This window comes from Treponema sp. Marseille-Q4130 (assembly GCF_014334325.1).
Taxonomy (GTDB): Bacteria; Spirochaetota; Spirochaetia; order Treponematales; family Treponemataceae; genus Treponema_D.
Window position 1 is genome coordinate 304910 of record NZ_JACSET010000001.1, and the last position, 15151, is coordinate 320060.

Genomic DNA, 15151 nt, shown 5'->3' on the forward strand with positions numbered 1-15151 from the left:
ATGCGGAGGCGAGGTTCCGGCTGCGTGCCGTTTCGAGCGTTAGGCTTGCGGAAGCCTACCCTAAAAGCTCGACCGCGGCATACACGGCGAGTTTGCAGAGCAAACTCGGTAGTGAGCGCAGCGAACGAAGTTCTCGCCGAAAGCATAACTTTATTTAGAAATACTTTCGAAACTCGACTTTCGACCTATATATCGCCTGCAAAGCTATAAATTACGCGGTTTTTTGTAAAAATAAACGGAAACATCGTTTCCTGCGCGGGGAACTTCGCACTTCGTGCTCGTTGCAAGGTTGCGCGGGGAACTTCGCGCAATGTACGGCACATGCCGTATCGTGTCTCTTTTCCAAATAATTACCCATTACACATTAACAATTACTCATTGAAAATTGATTTCCATGCTCTTGATAAAACCGTATGAAAAAGTTGTTTTTATTTATTATTTATGATATACTGCTATCGGATGGTTTCCTTTTTGATAAAATAAGGAATCGAACCGTACGATATACCGTTTTCGATCGTTTCACCGGCGGGCGGTGAGCACGGTATGTACGGAGGAGTGAGCGTTATGAAAAAAGCGATTTTTGCCGCTGCGGCGATTTTTTTCGGTCTCGTCTTTTTGTCCTGCAGCGATGTGTTCGGCGGCAGAGAAACGGAGGGCATCGCCTTTACGGTTCCCCCGTTAGCGCCGCAAAGCGCTTCGTCTCCTGCAAGGGCGGCAGCCGGAGGCGCGGAAGGACCCTGGTCGATCTACGGCTTTTTGTTCGGTGAAGATGCCGATCCTGCCGAGATCAACAATATTGTCACTAAGCGCAGCGATCCGCTGAGTCTCCACGAAGTGCAGGATTATAGGGGGATCATTCAAGCCGTATCGCGGAAGGGAGCCGATCTATCGCAGCCGCAGCCGCTCTTTTTTCAGCGCATACCAGCGAAGACGAAGTGCTTCGTATGCATTCTCGTCACGTATACGACTTCCGCAAAAACGGAGCATACCGTTTTTTACGGGATTTCGCCCGATTCCGTCCTAAATCAGTATGGAGCGAAACCCTCTTTTACCGATAATTTTTATACGCCCGATACGGGAGAAAACGAGATTTCCGTTACGCTCAAAAGGGATGGAACTGTGCCCGTCTGTTTTGCGACGCAAAACGGAGCGAGCTTACCGCAAGAAAGTACGCCGTATAAGCCGACGCACTTTTACGGGAGTCACGGCGGTAATATGACGGGTGCTTTGGGCGCTGTAAAGGGTTTACCGCCGGGCAAAGCGGGTGTCATCATATTGATGGAAAATATCGACGTTTCCGGCATAAGCGCTTTGCCGTCGATTTCTACGAGCGGCAACGGCGTAGATCATTCCGTCGATTTCGATTCGATTTCGGGAAAGCGCTGCGAACTGAAAGCGAAAGACTTTTCGGTTTCCGAAGGCAGATACCTTTCGTTTACCGATGTGCGTATCGAGGGTACCGAGCCGAATCCTCATTTCCTTGCTTCTGTTCAAGTGAATCAGGGTGGAGAGCTGCGGCTCGGCGGAGCGGTAACGCTTGAAGGCGAAACGAAAATTCAACTTGATGCTTATTCGTTTTTGCCGGGACAAAACGGAAAGATTGTCATCGTAAGACCGCTTGTCGATGAGGTCGGAAAGGTGATAGTGGAGTATCGAGATTCCAGTCCTACCGAAGCGGAAGAACACGCGAAAGCCGATATGCAAACGTATCCGATCTTGCGAGACGATTCGGGCGCTAATACGCAGATACCTGACTTTTTTGACGACGAAGTAAAAGTTGTATATTCAGGACACCATTCCTTTACCGCACGGTGGAAACGTAAGGACGGAAATTCGTGGGTGCTGGAAGCTCGCGATTGAGCGTGCTTTATCCGAACGAAGGAGTCGTACGATTGAGCGTGCTGCCGCAAAGGTCGTACGGTTTTTATTGCGGGGTGCGGCACAGGCGGCGCGAACGCAGAGAATGTGCATGTAGAGATGCTGTAATAAAGTGAGAGGAGATGCAAATGAAAAAATTGTGTATTTTGCCGGTTGTCTTCGTGCTGTGCGTCACGGCATATGCCCAGCGCGCGGATTTTGTTACCGAGCTCCTCGCCGCGGATAAAGCGACGTACGGGCAAGTGTGCTATCTTTCGGCCGTGTATCAGGGCTTTGTCGATGAAAACGCTTCATACGACGATGCGCTGAGCGCACTCATAGAGCGGGGGCAGGCTGTCGGCGGTGCCGATGTCAACGGAACGGTGAGGCTGGAGGAGCTCTCGCGGCTTATGGCGAAACTGTGGGATATCAAAGGCGGGCTCATGTACCGCTTGACCAAATGTTCCGCACGCTATGCGTTTCGTCAGTTTAAAACGGACGGCATCCTTCCTGCGACCGCCGATCCGTGGAAAAAGGTGTCGGGCAGCGACGTATTGAATATCTATACCGCGTGTTTGCGGAAATACGGAGGCGCGGAATGAAAAAGATTTTATGTGCGGCCTTTGCCGCGTTTATACTTGTGCCGCTGTCAGCGTTGGACTGGGGCGGTAAATTCAACACGACGACGAAATATCAAGGGAAAAAAGCCGGTTCGCTTTTTTGGAATGAAAGTCTTGGAGCCCATGCGTGGCTTACGACGCCGATCAACGAACAGCTGCGCTTCGGCGCCGACGCTTCGTATGAGTTCCGCTACGATCAAGACGGCGACGTCGTTAAAAATATCATTGATATCAATCTGCTCAAATTGACGGGAACCTTTCACGCCGGTAAAACCGGTATGTTCGAATTCGGCGCCGGCCGCTTTTCGCTGAGCGATGCAACGGGCATCATTTTCAGTCAGATGAACGACGGCGTCTATGCGAAATATTCCATACCGCGCGTTTCGGCGAGTACCTACCTCGGCATAACGCGGCTGCTCAACAGCCACGACGTCGTCATCCTCCGGCACTTTTCCGATACGACGGTCAAAACCGAAGATGCATCCGCCGCCTACGTGTTAGGTCCTTCGTACATTCCGCTCGGTTTTTCGGTGAACATTCCGTCCTTGTTTTTAAATCAGGATATGACAATCGAAGAATGGAACTTTATCGATTTTTCCGGCGACGACTATCATCGGCTGTACGGCACATTGATGTTTTCCGGCCCGATTTTGAGCAATCTGTTTTATTCCGCATCGACGACGCTCGGTACGGAAAACATGAGTACGATTTCCAATCTTATTAAATTGTCGCTGTCGTTTTATCCGGTCAAAGAAGCGTCCGTCGGATTTTCCGGCGTATACGCTTCCGGCAATAACGGAGGATTTGATGCGTTTCGGGGTTTTTCGTCGCAGACTGCGGTGCTTGCGTCTGAAACCGCGGGCTTCACTACCGAATACGGCAGCAAGATCAAAGCGATGCTCTCGGGTTCGTACACCTTTTTGTCGAATATCTACGTCGCATCTTCTCTCGCACTCGTGTTCGCATGTCCTGAAAGTGTTTCGTACAACGGCTTTCAATGGCGGATCGACGGAATGTGGAATATTTTCCACGATCTGCAGCTTTCCTCGAGCATATATCAATATATAGGCAAAGACAAAGAGAACGATAAAATCTGTTTTTCGCTCGGTGGAACATTTGTTTTTTAATCGAAATGAGTGTCTTCATGTTATAACGATAAATATTGACAACAGGAGGTTGTTTATGAATTGCGTTACGATGATCAAAAAATCGATTTGCGTTGCATTTGCAGCGCTCTGTATTGCGCTTCCGCTGTGCGCGGCTTCGGCGACCGTCGTCTCTGCGGAAGGTAAAGTGGAAGTGGAGCGGGGCGGTAAGTGGGTTCCGCTTTCCGCAAACGATACGGTTTCTGAAGGAGAAATCATTTCGACGGGATTTAAATCCAAAGCCCTGCTCCGTTATCAGGGTTCGGTACTGCAGATCGGCGCTTTGACGCGCGTTACGCTCGAAAAGCTCGCCGAAGGCGAAAAAAGCGATACGGTCGCCCTCTATTTGAATACGGGTGCGGTAAAATCTACAGTGCAAAAAACTGAAAACCGCCGCGTAAATTACACCGTGCGCAATCCCGTTGCGGTCGCTTCCGTGCGCGGTACCGAATTCGATTTCGCAGGGGACGGTGCCATTTCCTGTGCGGACGGCGCCGTCGTCACCTACAGCGCTCGTTTATACGATGCACCGGCTGTAAGCGAAGTTCCGTCTGAAGGCGAATCGAACGCCGCAACGCCCGCAACCGATATAGCACCCGCAGCTCCCGCCGGAGCCGTCGTCGTGCTGCAAGGGCAGGCCGTCGCGTTCACTTCCGACGGTATGAGTTCGAGTCCCGCTCAGTCCGCATCGGCAGCCGCTTCCCAAGTAGCCGCTACGGTCAGTACGCCGGTCGAAACCGAAAGTGTCGGCACGGGTGCGGCAGGCTCCGCCGGCGCCGGCGCCGCGAGCGAAGTCATAGCGAAAAATACCGCCACGATCAAAGTACGCGTTTCGTTCAAGGACTGACGCGGAAAGCATCGTCAGCATCTCGAAAAAATCGCTAAAGATTATTTTCGAGATGCCCTACAGTAATAAAACCGCGATGTGATATACGATGAACGACAGGACGAGCGCGCTTGCGATATAGTAAAACGCGATCGATGCCGTCCATTTGAGCGAATGCGTTTCGCGATATGTCGCCGTAACGGCCATGAGGCAGGGCACGTTGAACGAAACGGCGAACATAAAGGCGAGCGCTTCCGCTTTTGAAATCGCTCCGGGTAAAACGGATGCGAGGTTTCCGCTTGACGCACCGGCGGTTTTCGACAAAAAAGTCGCCGTCATAACATCGCCCGTTCCGACATAGAGCGAATTCAATACTCCGAGTACCGCTTCTTTTGAAACGGCGGAAGCGAGAAAGGCGATAAAAGTCTGCCAGCCCAATCCGAAAACGCGCGTGACGGGCTCGATGTACGTGCCGAATCGATAGATGATGCTGTTTTCCGCGCGTCCCGTCGATGAAAACGAAAGCGCCCAAAAAATCACCGAAATCAAAAATATGACGCGAAGCGCACGCTTAAAGATATCCCACGATTTTGCGAACGACGTATAGAGCACGTTTGCCCATCTTGGCCGGTGGTACGGCGGAAGTTCCATGAGCATACCGGTACGCTCTGCGGCGGGCGAAAGCTTGTTGCCGAAAATCTTTGCCGTGATGAATATCATAAAAAACATATACGCATAGATGCCGAGCATGACGAGGATGCCGTCCGCGCCGAAAAAAATCGTCGCAAGCGTCGGCATGACGGTCGCTATGGCGGCGCAGGGTACCGCCCACGTAAGCATAATCGTCAGTATGCGCTGACCCCAATTGTCGATGACGCGCGCGCCTGCGGCTCCTCCGATCGTGCAGCCCAAACCCATGAGCATGGGGCAGATGCTTTTTCCCTGCAGACCGAGCTTTGTCATCGTTCCGTCGAAAGCGTAGGAAATGCGCGCCAAAAATCCCGTTTCTTCGAGCGCCGTAAACGTAAACGTTACGCCGACGACGAAACCCGCCATCGCGGCGGCAAAGTACACGACGTTCGGAATCAAATCGGCAGCGAGCGATTCCAAAAAAGGAGCCGCGTGTCCGGCCTGCATGAGGCGATGGAGAAGTGGAGAAGCGAAACTCGGAATAAGGGAACCGAGCCCCATGAGCGGTATGGCCATGATCATCGACGCGACGAAAGCGAGCAGCATGAGCGCGACTGAAAACGGCTTTCCCCAGCGGCGGCTCGTAAAGATGCGGTCGGCTTTTGAAAGCGCTGCGCGCTTTTTTTCGCCCGAGACGACGCCGTCGAGCAGCGCTTCGATCCATTGAAAGCGGGCGTTTGCAAGTTCCATTTCGCTTTTTGCACTGCTGCACAGAGCGTCGAGTTTTTCCGTATCGATTTTTTTCGGATTATTAAATTCGTTTCGGAGGATACCTTTCAGTTCGGGATATTTTTTTCTGTCGGCGGCGACAAAGGGAACGACGGTGATGCCGAGCCGTTTTGAAAGGAGTGCCGTGTCGATCGATTTTCCCTGCAGTTTTGCGACATCCATCATATTGAGAATTAAAACGGCCGGCACGCGCATCGGTGCGAAGTCTGCGAGCATGTAGAGATTGCGCCTGAGCTGAGAGGCGTCGGCGAGGACGCAGACGATGTCGGCTTTACCGGATGCGATGTAGTCTCGTGTGATCTCCTCTTCCTGTGAGCCCGCCGAAAGGGAATAGCTTCCCGGAAGATCGGCGACAGTACAGCGCTCTCCGTCGATAGTGAAATAGCCTTCTTTTTGTTCTACCGTTTTTCCGGGCCAGTTGCCGACGTGCTGGTGCGAACCCGTAAGGCCGTTATACAGCGTGGATTTTCCGGAATTCGGCTGTCCGAGCAATGCGATTGTCTTTGCCATGATCAGTTCTCCGCTTCTACGAAAATTTTACCGAGATCGCCGCAGCTGATCGCGATGAGCGTGTCGCGCGCTTCGATGAGTATGGGCTGTTTTTTTTCGTGCCTCACGACGGTGAGGGGGCAGCCGACCGTAAGCCCCATCGACGTAACCCTTCCGATAAAATGCGCGTCTCCTGCGATATCGGTTATCGTTCCGGAAAAGCCTTCCTTCGTTTCGCTCAGCGACATAGCACCTCCGTTATATCTCCCGCAATTTTTAGAAACGCGTTCGGTATGCGCAACCAAAAAGATAGCCTAGGCTAATATAACTATAGCACAGGTTTCCGTATTACGCCACAGAAATTTTATCCTATGATTATTTTACCGTAGTCGATGCCGTAAAAAGCTATTTTGTAATAAGATCCGCGCGATGGAAAAGTCACAATACGGGGCGTTGCGGGGTGTCCCCGCAGTGGGGGCAGCAAAAAAGACCGGAGCGCGAAGCGCGAGGACTTTGGAGCGAGGGGGAGACTTCCCCCTTCGGATCATTTCGCTTTTCAGTATCGATGCAGAATTTCAGCGAGATTTCAACAAATCGTGTTGCCGAAAACGGACTTCTCTGGTATACTGAAAATTATGCCGGTGATAACGAATTTCGGTACGCTTCTCCGTTCGTACGCGAATAAACAAAATTCCGCATTTGTCAATCTTCGCGATTTTTGCGATTATATAAAAAAATACGCGGAACATTATATCGAAGAAGAACCCGGCTTGGTGTGCTACCTCGGTAATACGGAAGATACGGTTATCGCGGAGCTGCAAAAGCTTGAAGCAAAGCACCTCGTAGCTATGCTGGAGCGGGACGGCGACAAGCAGATCATCATCGTCATCATGTACTATACGGTCAGGTTTGCGCAGCGCTATAAAGAGCTTGCGTTCAATCCTGCCGTCCCTTTTCCGACGCTGACGGATTTACCGAAACAGCTTTCATCGGACGCGCTGGAAAAAAGATCGGCGTCCGATCTGCTTACGTCGTTTTTTGCGAAGCAGGATTTAAAATCGCCGAAGCTCTATGTCGTGCAGCTGCCGCGAAACGTGCCTTCCATTCTGTTCCCCGAATGTGTGCCGATACAGATGCTCATCGATGCGGCGCTTTCCAAAATCCGTACGATGCTCAAAAAAGAAGAGTATCACGATTATTTTTTGAAAAAACTCCGCAACGCGAATCCCGGAAAAGAGATTTCCATAAAAACTTTTTTTGAGCAGTTTGTTACGAAGCAGGACAGCGCATCGCAGCTGTTGGAATCGTCTGCGAACTCCTTTTATTCGTGGAGCCAGCTCTGTTATTTTATCAGACAGGATTTTGAAAAGGTAAAAGATACGACGCTTGAAGACGCGAATCTCCTGCAGGCGGTTTCGATCGCGGAATTGCATCTTTTGATGCTCAAAAGCGAAGTGCAGGAACAGCAGCAAAAAGACGAGGCGCTCCAATTGCTCGAAGCCGCGCTCGATAAGCCGCCGTATTTTTATCCGATGAGCGCGATCGTCAAGATGACCGATCCGAAGGGTATGCCGCTCGGCAACCGCTACACCGACGACGATTTGAAAAAATTTCTTGAGCGGCTTACAACCGAAAGCAAGGACGGTGAGCTGCCGCGCCTGCTCGTCTTTAAGATCGATTCGGGTACGAGATATTTTGTATATAAGTCGAAAGTATTTCCGCTGATCATACGATTGTGCAACGAAGCGCACAGCGTCATAAAGCAGAATCTCACGAATAAATGGCATAAGGCACTCGAAAATTTTGAAAAGCTTCCCGAAATGCATGACAGGCAGCGTTTCGAGTCGGTGCTTAAAACGCAGGTTGAAAAAACATCCCCTGTTTTGTATGCACTGCTCAACGCCAACTTTTTGACTCTGCTCGATATCGAACTGCAAAACAGCGTGAGCGGAGGAAACTTCCGTCTCTTTTCGAACGGACGGCTTTTACCCTACGCCGAGCTGCTTATGATCGGAAATGCGACGGTGCTTTCCAATGCGAAAATACTTTTGCCGTTTTGGTATTCCATTCCGGTCGTTTCGCAAATCATCGGATTTTTTATGCGCGGTTCGAAAAAGAAAAACGTCGAAGAAGAAGTGAAAGATACCCGTTCGACGAACAAAAATATCCGCCCCGCAACCAAGCGCGAAGCGATCATACAGGCTGCAAAAACGGTTGAAAACGATCTTGTTCCCGAAGGCTCGACGGTAGACCGCGAACTCGATTCGTACTGCAAACAGTGGAATAAACTGATATCGCCGGATGCCCATCGCCAGCTCACCGAAGACGTCAATTCCCTGATCCGCGGCTATATGCGCAGAGTTATCCATACGATTTCGGCTCAGACGTTTACGGTCGAGCGCGTGCGGAGTCTTGCGGAATCTCTTATTAAAACGCCGAATATGCAAAAGATCACGGAACAGGAGTCGCTGTTTATGTACGTGCAGCTGTACATCCTGCGTCTCATCAGTAACGGTTAGTCGATACCGGCGTGTGCTATCTTTTCGCCGAAAGCGAAAAAGACAGCTTTACGCTCGGCGCAAGCGATGCGACCGGCCGTGTATACATTTCAAGCGAGTATGCTCTGCCGTTGCGATTCGGCGAAATTACATTTATAATTATCGAAACGAAAATTATTTTGATTCATAAAGAGGTTTGGAAATGCTGGCAAAAGCGGTTCGTATACACGGAGCAAATGATTTACGTCTCGATACGTTTGAACTTCCTCCCATTAAAGACGATGAAATCCTCGTAAAAGTGGTTTCCGACAGTATATGCATGTCGAGCTATAAGTGCGCCATACTCGGAACGAAGCACAAGCGCGTACATGCCGATGTGGCCGATCATCCGGCGATAGTCGGGCATGAGTTTGCGGGCGATATCATAGAAGTCGGCGCAAAGTATACGTCCCGTTTTAAACCCGGTATGAAGTTTACGATCCAGCCGGCGCTCAACTATAAGGGTGAAATGTGGTCGCCGGGATATTCCTATGAATTTTGCGGGGGCGATGCGACGTACTGCATTTTGCCGCACGAAGTCATGGAACTTGATTGTCTGCTCGAATATAAAGGGGACGCATATTTCGAAGCGTCTCTTGCGGAACCGATGTCGTGCTGTATAGGCGCTTTTCACGCGTGTTTTCATACGCAGATGGGAGTATATGCTCACGAAATGGGGATCAAAAAAGGCGGCAAGCTCGCGCTGCTCGCCGCGGCAGGCCCCATGGGGCTCGGTGCATTGATGTATGCCGTCCACTGCGACAGACGGCCGTCGCTCATCGTGCTTACCGATATCGATGAAAAACGCATAGCGCGCGCAAAGAAAATTTTCCCCGAAGCCGAAATGAAAAAACTCGGCGTGCAGGTCGAAATAATAAACACAAACGACAGCCCGGATCCTGTAGGCCGGCTTAAACGCTATGCGCCGGAAGGTTTCGACGATGTATTTTGTTTTGCACCGGTTGCTTCGGTTCTGACACTGAGCTCCGCCGTTTTGGGGCGTGACGGTTGTTTGAATTTTTTCGCAGGTCCGACAGATAAACAATTTTCTGCCGATATAAATTTTTACGACATCCACTATAATGCAACACACGTTATCGGGACGACCGGCGGCAATGTAAGCGATATGATAGAATCGCTGCGTATGACGGAAGAAGGAAAGCTCGAGCCTGCAGTGATGGTTACGCATATAGGCGGTCTTGCAAGCGCTGTACAGACGACGCTTGAGCTTCCGAAAATACCGGGCGGTAAAAAACTGATCTATACGCATCTCGATCTCCCCTTGACCGCGATCGAGGATTTCCGCTCTCTCGGAGAGGGCGACTCCCGTTTCGGACAGCTTGCCGATATCGTAGACGCTCATAAAGGACTGTGGAATGCGGAGGCGGAAAAATATCTGCTTGCCAATTGGAACAATGAACGCTGAACGATTGCAGTGCTTGTCGTACGAAACGATTCCGACGCTAAGTACAAAGATTTTGCCGTCTTCTCTTTGATTGCACATCTCTTTGAGCGCATAATTTACAAAATTCGCTATTCGGGTTATGATGCCGATATGCGCACTGGTTTTCACAGAAGCGGACTGTTGCTTTCGGATGACCGTACTGCAGTTATTTCCTTTGTTTCAGACGAAGGCATCGAATCCGTCGATGTCCCCGATTCCGTTACCGACATACCCTCCTCTCTTTTTTCCGGCTGCGCTGCACTCAAACGGATAAAGCTTTCGTCTTCTCTGCGCTATCTTCCCGATCGGCTCTTTGAAGGCTGCGCTTCTCTTGAAAAAATTATTATGCCGCCCGAAGTCGATTCGATCGGCAGGGCTGCGTTTTCCGGCTGTGCATCGTTAAAATCGATCCCGTTCCGCGCCGGTCTGACGGAGCTTTCGGAAGACGTCTTTTCGTATTGTACCTCGCTCGTATCGCTCGTTATTCCCGACTCGGTGGAACGGATCAAAAGCGGGGCAGCTGCGGACTGTACGAAACTTGCCGCACTCGTATTGCCTTCTTCGCTCAAAACGCTCGAAGCGGGCGCGTTTGCCGGCTGCTCGTCGCTTCGTCATATTCGAATCTCGGAAGATAACGATGTCTTTTACGTCGATGAAAAGGACGGCTGTCTGTATCGTCGCGAAAAAGACGGCGACGTCGTCGTTCTCCGCCCCTGCGATTTTGAAAAGACTGCAGCGAAATTGATTAAAACGGACGAAGATGAAGAGCCTTCCGGCAAGCTTGAAAAGGAAGACCTTTCCGAAATCGACCGGTACGAAGCGGATGCGCGAAAAGCGGCGAACGAAGCGGAGTCGCGTAAAGACGAAGCGAACGACGAAATCGATAATCGGAATGTCGGTAAGGAAAGCGGCGGTTCTGATGTCGGCGACGGACAAGCGGATTTACGTAAAGATGAAGCAAGCGGCGGCGAAAAAATCGGCGATGCAACCTATGCGGTTTCTTCCACCGTCGAAACAATCCGCGATATAACCGATGACTCTTCCATCGTTGAAAATGACGACGATACAACAGATAACGCCGCCGCGGAAAAATCGGACGATCACGGATGGGCGGAAAACTCCGTTCCCGATCTTGCCGAAGACCAAGCGGACGAAACGACCGTCGAAAATGCCGTCCTGAATCCGGCTGCAAGCGATGCGGCTTTTTCCGCCGAAACGATCGGCGAATCCGACGCAAAAGAACCGGTTGCAATATTATCGAAAAAAAACGATAATTCCGATACTGCGGAAAATCGCCGAACCGAAACGGCTGAAGCCGCCGCGGGCATATCGGTCGATGAATCGGAAGAGCCCGATGAAAATAGGCGGCTCGATACGGTCGAAGTGGCAGCCGGTGCGCCGGATAGGGACGAAGCGGAATTGCAGCATACTCCTGAATCGGCAGGAGAAAACGACGATAGCGGAAAAGAGGAAGAAGAAATTATTAATTTTAACGGCGGAGCGATGCCGGATGAAATTGAGATTTGTAAATTTAATAATAAAGAATCAAGTGATGTGATGGAGACAAAAACGATGCCGAGTATCAATCAATCAAGTGTCGATGAAATTTTTAAAAAGGCTTCCGAAGTCAAATCGGAAAACGTGCGGACTGCCGACGACGGTTTTAAGCCTATTTCTCAGGACGAGCTCAATATGCTCGTTGCGGAAAGCGATATCCTGCGGCAGAATACGCCGGCCGACATAACGGTTTCGGCGAGCGCGCAGGAGCACGAGCATTCCCGATCGGGCGATTCGCTTTTGAAACGTATCGGTGATGCGGCAAAAAAATACGAATGCATAAGCCTTTCGAATGCGGGCGGCAAAAGCGATTGGAACGACAGCCTCTACGTGTTTGCCGAAGGACTCGTGCTCGACGCTTCCGGAAACGGGCATTTTTCGAAAGCGCTTGAAAGCTGCTCGCGTCGGATCGCGGCGATTCACAAATATTCGAAGATTTTTATGTATTACGGACTTCCCTTCGGCGACGATGAGTTCGCACACATGTTTACCGGCTTTATCGCCGAGCGCAACACGGTGTATGCGTGCAGCGCATCGAAGATGTCGCTGCTTTCCGAAGATGCGCGCCGTTTTGCATCGCTTGCGGGGATCAGCCTTGAGCGGGATCAAATCGAATGCACGAACGAGCGCGCGGGAAATCCCGAAGCGAAGCTTATTAAACTGATACTGCAGGACGATTATTCGGCATAAATTCCGAACACCGTTTTGCCGTCGGGCATCGTTGTAAACTTATCGAATTTCCAGAGGCGCTATATGAGCAGGAGGTATAATATTGTCTGAAATCGTATTTGCAGATTTTGTACAGCAGGTTTTATCCCTCTCTTATGATCAAACTATTGTATTGATGGAAAAAATGCTTGAAAATCTGAAAACGAAAACTTCCGAATCGCATAGTATAAATAATTATGCCGAAATGGAACGAAACGTATCTGAATCCGTTATGAATTCTATGTGGAGTGAATTGAAAAATGATGCGTGGTGAGATATGGTGGGTCGATTTCGGTATCCCTGTCGGCAGTTTAGCGGCATACAGACGCCCTGTAATTGTTATGCAAAATGAATCCGATTTAAATACTGTCGTAGTTGTTCCCCTTACTGCGAATCTTGCCGCGGCAGAATATAAGCCGAATGTATTTTTTTCAAAAGTCGACACTGCATTGCCGAAAGATTGCGTTGCGGTTATTCATCTTATCGGCGCCGTAAATAAATTTTGCTTTATTAAAAAAATATCTGCGATTTCCGATATCATGTATAAAAATCTCGTTCGGGCAGTCAATGATTTTATTTGTTAAAAGCTTTTTACACGTGTGAAAATTGCAATAGGCGAAGCTGTATGTAGCCCGAATACTTGTTCCATCGTAAATTAATTATAACTGTAGAGCTGAAATATTTATTCAAAAATCGCTTGACGAACATCGCCTCGATGGATTAGGATAGACCCATATTTTATTCATGCGTCGGGGTATCTTGATTTTGACCGACAGAGGTTTACAATGGCACAGATGAAAAGCGATAATGCAAAGAAAGGTATAGAACGTGCGCCGCACCGTTCACTGTTTTATGCGATGGGATATACGGACGAAGAACTCGGCCGCCCGCTCGTCGGCGTGTGTTGCGCGAAAAACGAAATCATTCCGGGTCATTTCGAACTCGATCGCATCGCCGAAGCTGCAAAAGCGGGCATCCGCATGGCAGGCGGTACGCCTATAGAATTTCCGGCGATCGGCGTATGCGACGGCATCGCGATGGGGCACGAAGGGATGAAATACTCCCTCGTGACACGCGAGCTTATCGCCGATTCGATCGAATGCGTCGCGAAAGCGCACCAATTCGACGCGCTCGTGCTCATCCCGAACTGCGATAAAATCGTTCCCGGCATGCTCATGGCTGCCGCCCGCTTAAATCTCCCGACCGTCGTCGTTTCAGGCGGACCTATGATGCCCGGTCACGTTGCGAATTCTTCGAACCCCTACGCGGCAAAGGGTTTGAGTTTAAGCGATATGTTTGAAGCCGTCGGTGCCGTCGCTGCGGGAAAGATCGACGAAGCGCAGCTCAAAGAGCTCGAAGAGCGCGCCTGTCCCGGCTGCGGCGCGTGCTCGGGTATGTTTACGGCGAACAGCATGAACTGTCTCACCGAAGTGCTCGGTCTCGGTCTTCCCGGAAACGGGACGATTCCCGCGGTAACCGGGCGGCGCATAGCCCTGGCAAAACGGGCGGGTATGCAGGTTATGGAAATGTTTGACAAGGGGATCACCGCGCGTTCCATGATGACACCCGATTCGTTTCGAAACGCGCTTACGGCGGATATGGCGCTCGGCTGTTCGAGCAATACGGTGCTCCATGTTCCGGCGATCGCGCACGAAGCGGGCGTCGCAATCGATCTGCACATGATAAACGATATCAGCGAAGTAACCCCGAACCTCTGTCACCTCGCTCCGGCCGGTCACACGTTTATGAACGAACTCGACGACGCCGGCGGCGTTGAAGCGGTACTCGCCGAGCTTGCAAAAAAACAATTGATAAAAACCGATTTGATCACGGTTACCGGAAAGACGATCGCCGAAAATATTAGAAACGCCGTAAACAGAAATACTTCGGTTATTCGACCGATCGAAAATCCTTTTTCGCCCAACGGCGGCATTGCGGTTTTGTTCGGCAATCTCGCGCCTGACGGTACGGTCGTAAAGCGGAGCGCCTGTGCAAAAGAATTGATGAAGCACACGGGACCTGCCCGCGTATTCGACGACGAAAAGGACGCGATGGCGGCGGTGCAAAAGCGTGAGATCAAACCGGGCGATGTCGTTGTCATCCGTTACGAAGGGCCGAAAGGCGGGCCGGGCATGCGAGAGATGCTCGCCGTTACCGCAGCTCTTGCGGGACAGGATCTCGATAAAGACGTCGCCCTCATCACGGACGGGCGCTTCAGCGGCGCAACGCGCGGCGCCTCTCTCGGACACTGCTCTCCCGAAGCGGCCGTCGGCGGGCCCATAGCCCTCGTACACGAAGGCGACAAAATCACGCTTGACATAAACGCGTACACGATCACGCTCGAAGTGAGCGACGAAGAACTTCAAAAGCGAAAGGCTGCATGGAAGGCACCGTCTCCGAAAGCAACGGAGGGATACCTTGTCCGCTATGCGAAACTCGTGTCGTCCGCCGACAAAGGCGCGATTTTACAGTGACCCTTTGTGTGCGCCTGCGTGCTTTTTTGACGGCACCGCGCGTGCTGTATGATAAATTATTTATTATTAATATTT

At 50.8% G+C, this 15151-nt stretch carries 12 protein-coding genes; 10 read left to right on the forward strand and 2 right to left on the reverse strand.

Going from position 1 to position 15151, the window contains the following annotated elements:
- The first annotated feature begins 564 nt into the window (after nt 1-564).
- From H9I36_RS01255 to H9I36_RS01270, 4 genes are all read left to right on the forward strand, one after another.
- A complete protein-coding gene (locus H9I36_RS01255) occupies nt 565-1860 on the forward strand; it encodes a hypothetical protein (RefSeq protein WP_187383571.1) in 1296 nt (431 codons plus the stop codon).
- A gap of 146 nt (nt 1861-2006) precedes the next feature.
- On the forward strand, nt 2007-2459 hold the full coding sequence (locus tag H9I36_RS01260) for a hypothetical protein (protein ID WP_187383572.1): 453 nt from the start codon (nt 2007-2009) through the stop codon (nt 2457-2459).
- Entirely contained in the window at nt 2456-3604 is a 1149-nt protein-coding gene (locus tag H9I36_RS01265) for a hypothetical protein (protein ID WP_187383573.1), read from the forward strand. The genes H9I36_RS01260 and H9I36_RS01265 overlap by 4 nt, the downstream gene beginning before the upstream one ends.
- 55 nt (nt 3605-3659) lie before the next feature.
- On the forward strand, nt 3660-4469 hold the full coding sequence (locus tag H9I36_RS01270) for a FecR family protein (protein ID WP_187383574.1): 810 nt from the start codon (nt 3660-3662) through the stop codon (nt 4467-4469).
- A gap of 57 nt (nt 4470-4526) precedes the next feature.
- On the opposite strand, the gene feoB is transcribed toward H9I36_RS01270, so the two are convergent.
- Nucleotides 4527-6377 carry a ferrous iron transporter B gene (gene feoB, locus H9I36_RS01275; RefSeq protein WP_187383575.1) on the reverse strand — a complete coding sequence of 617 codons (1851 nt, stop codon included), beginning with the start codon at nt 6375-6377 and terminating at the stop codon, nt 4527-4529.
- Nucleotides 6378-6379: 2 nt separating this feature from the next.
- Nucleotides 6380-6604, reverse strand: a complete 225-nt coding sequence (locus H9I36_RS01280; RefSeq protein WP_187383576.1) for a FeoA family protein — start codon at nt 6602-6604, stop codon at nt 6380-6382.
- A 387-nt stretch (nt 6605-6991) separates the two neighbouring features.
- On the opposite strand from H9I36_RS01280, the gene H9I36_RS01285 reads away from it, so the two are divergent.
- The 6 genes from H9I36_RS01285 to ilvD all read left to right on the forward strand — a co-directional run bounded on the left by H9I36_RS01285 (nt 6992) and on the right by ilvD (nt 15076).
- Nucleotides 6992-8875 carry a hypothetical protein gene (locus H9I36_RS01285; protein WP_187383577.1) on the forward strand — a complete coding sequence of 628 codons (1884 nt, stop codon included), beginning with the start codon at nt 6992-6994 and terminating at the stop codon, nt 8873-8875.
- A 181-nt stretch (nt 8876-9056) separates the two neighbouring features.
- Nucleotides 9057-10319 (forward strand): zinc-binding dehydrogenase, encoded by a 1263-nt coding sequence (locus tag H9I36_RS01290; protein ID WP_187383691.1) that lies wholly within the window; start codon nt 9057-9059, stop codon nt 10317-10319.
- Between the two features lie 129 nt (nt 10320-10448).
- Complete coding sequence (locus tag H9I36_RS01295) at nt 10449-12584, forward strand: leucine-rich repeat domain-containing protein (RefSeq protein WP_187383578.1); 2136 nt, start codon at nt 10449-10451, stop codon at nt 12582-12584.
- A gap of 82 nt (nt 12585-12666) precedes the next feature.
- Nucleotides 12667-12876, forward strand: a complete 210-nt coding sequence (locus tag H9I36_RS01300) for a hypothetical protein (RefSeq protein WP_187383579.1) — start codon at nt 12667-12669, stop codon at nt 12874-12876.
- Nucleotides 12866-13186, forward strand: coding sequence for a type II toxin-antitoxin system PemK/MazF family toxin (locus H9I36_RS01305; protein WP_255422628.1), 321 nt, complete (start codon nt 12866-12868; stop codon nt 13184-13186). Before H9I36_RS01300 ends, H9I36_RS01305 begins: the two co-directional genes overlap by 11 nt.
- A gap of 210 nt (nt 13187-13396) precedes the next feature.
- Nucleotides 13397-15076, forward strand: a complete 1680-nt coding sequence (gene ilvD / locus H9I36_RS01310) for a dihydroxy-acid dehydratase (protein ID WP_187383581.1) — start codon at nt 13397-13399, stop codon at nt 15074-15076.
- Nucleotides 15077-15151: the final 75 nt, after the last annotated feature.

Bases quoted from the DNA above. Each gene is read 5' to 3' on its own strand.
- H9I36_RS01285 (WP_187383577.1), top strand. From the start codon at position 6,992: ATGCCGGTGATAACGAATTTCGGTACGCTTCTCCGTTCGTACGCGAAT.
- feoB (WP_187383575.1), bottom strand. From the start codon at position 6,377: ATGGCAAAGACAATCGCATTGCTCGGACAGCCGAATTCCGGAAAATCC.
- H9I36_RS01280 (WP_187383576.1), bottom strand. From the start codon at position 6,604: ATGTCGCTGAGCGAAACGAAGGAAGGCTTTTCCGGAACGATAACCGAT.
- H9I36_RS01270 (WP_187383574.1), top strand. From the start codon at position 3,660: ATGAATTGCGTTACGATGATCAAAAAATCGATTTGCGTTGCATTTGCA.
- H9I36_RS01255 (WP_187383571.1), top strand. From the start codon at position 565: ATGAAAAAAGCGATTTTTGCCGCTGCGGCGATTTTTTTCGGTCTCGTC.
- H9I36_RS01305 (WP_255422628.1), top strand. From the start codon at position 12,866: ATGCGTGGTGAGATATGGTGGGTCGATTTCGGTATCCCTGTCGGCAGT.
- H9I36_RS01260 (WP_187383572.1), top strand. From the start codon at position 2,007: ATGAAAAAATTGTGTATTTTGCCGGTTGTCTTCGTGCTGTGCGTCACG.
- ilvD (WP_187383581.1), top strand. From the start codon at position 13,397: ATGAAAAGCGATAATGCAAAGAAAGGTATAGAACGTGCGCCGCACCGT.
- H9I36_RS01295 (WP_187383578.1), top strand. From the start codon at position 10,449: ATGCGCACTGGTTTTCACAGAAGCGGACTGTTGCTTTCGGATGACCGT.
- H9I36_RS01290 (WP_187383691.1), top strand. From the start codon at position 9,057: ATGCTGGCAAAAGCGGTTCGTATACACGGAGCAAATGATTTACGTCTC.
- H9I36_RS01265 (WP_187383573.1), top strand. From the start codon at position 2,456: ATGAAAAAGATTTTATGTGCGGCCTTTGCCGCGTTTATACTTGTGCCG.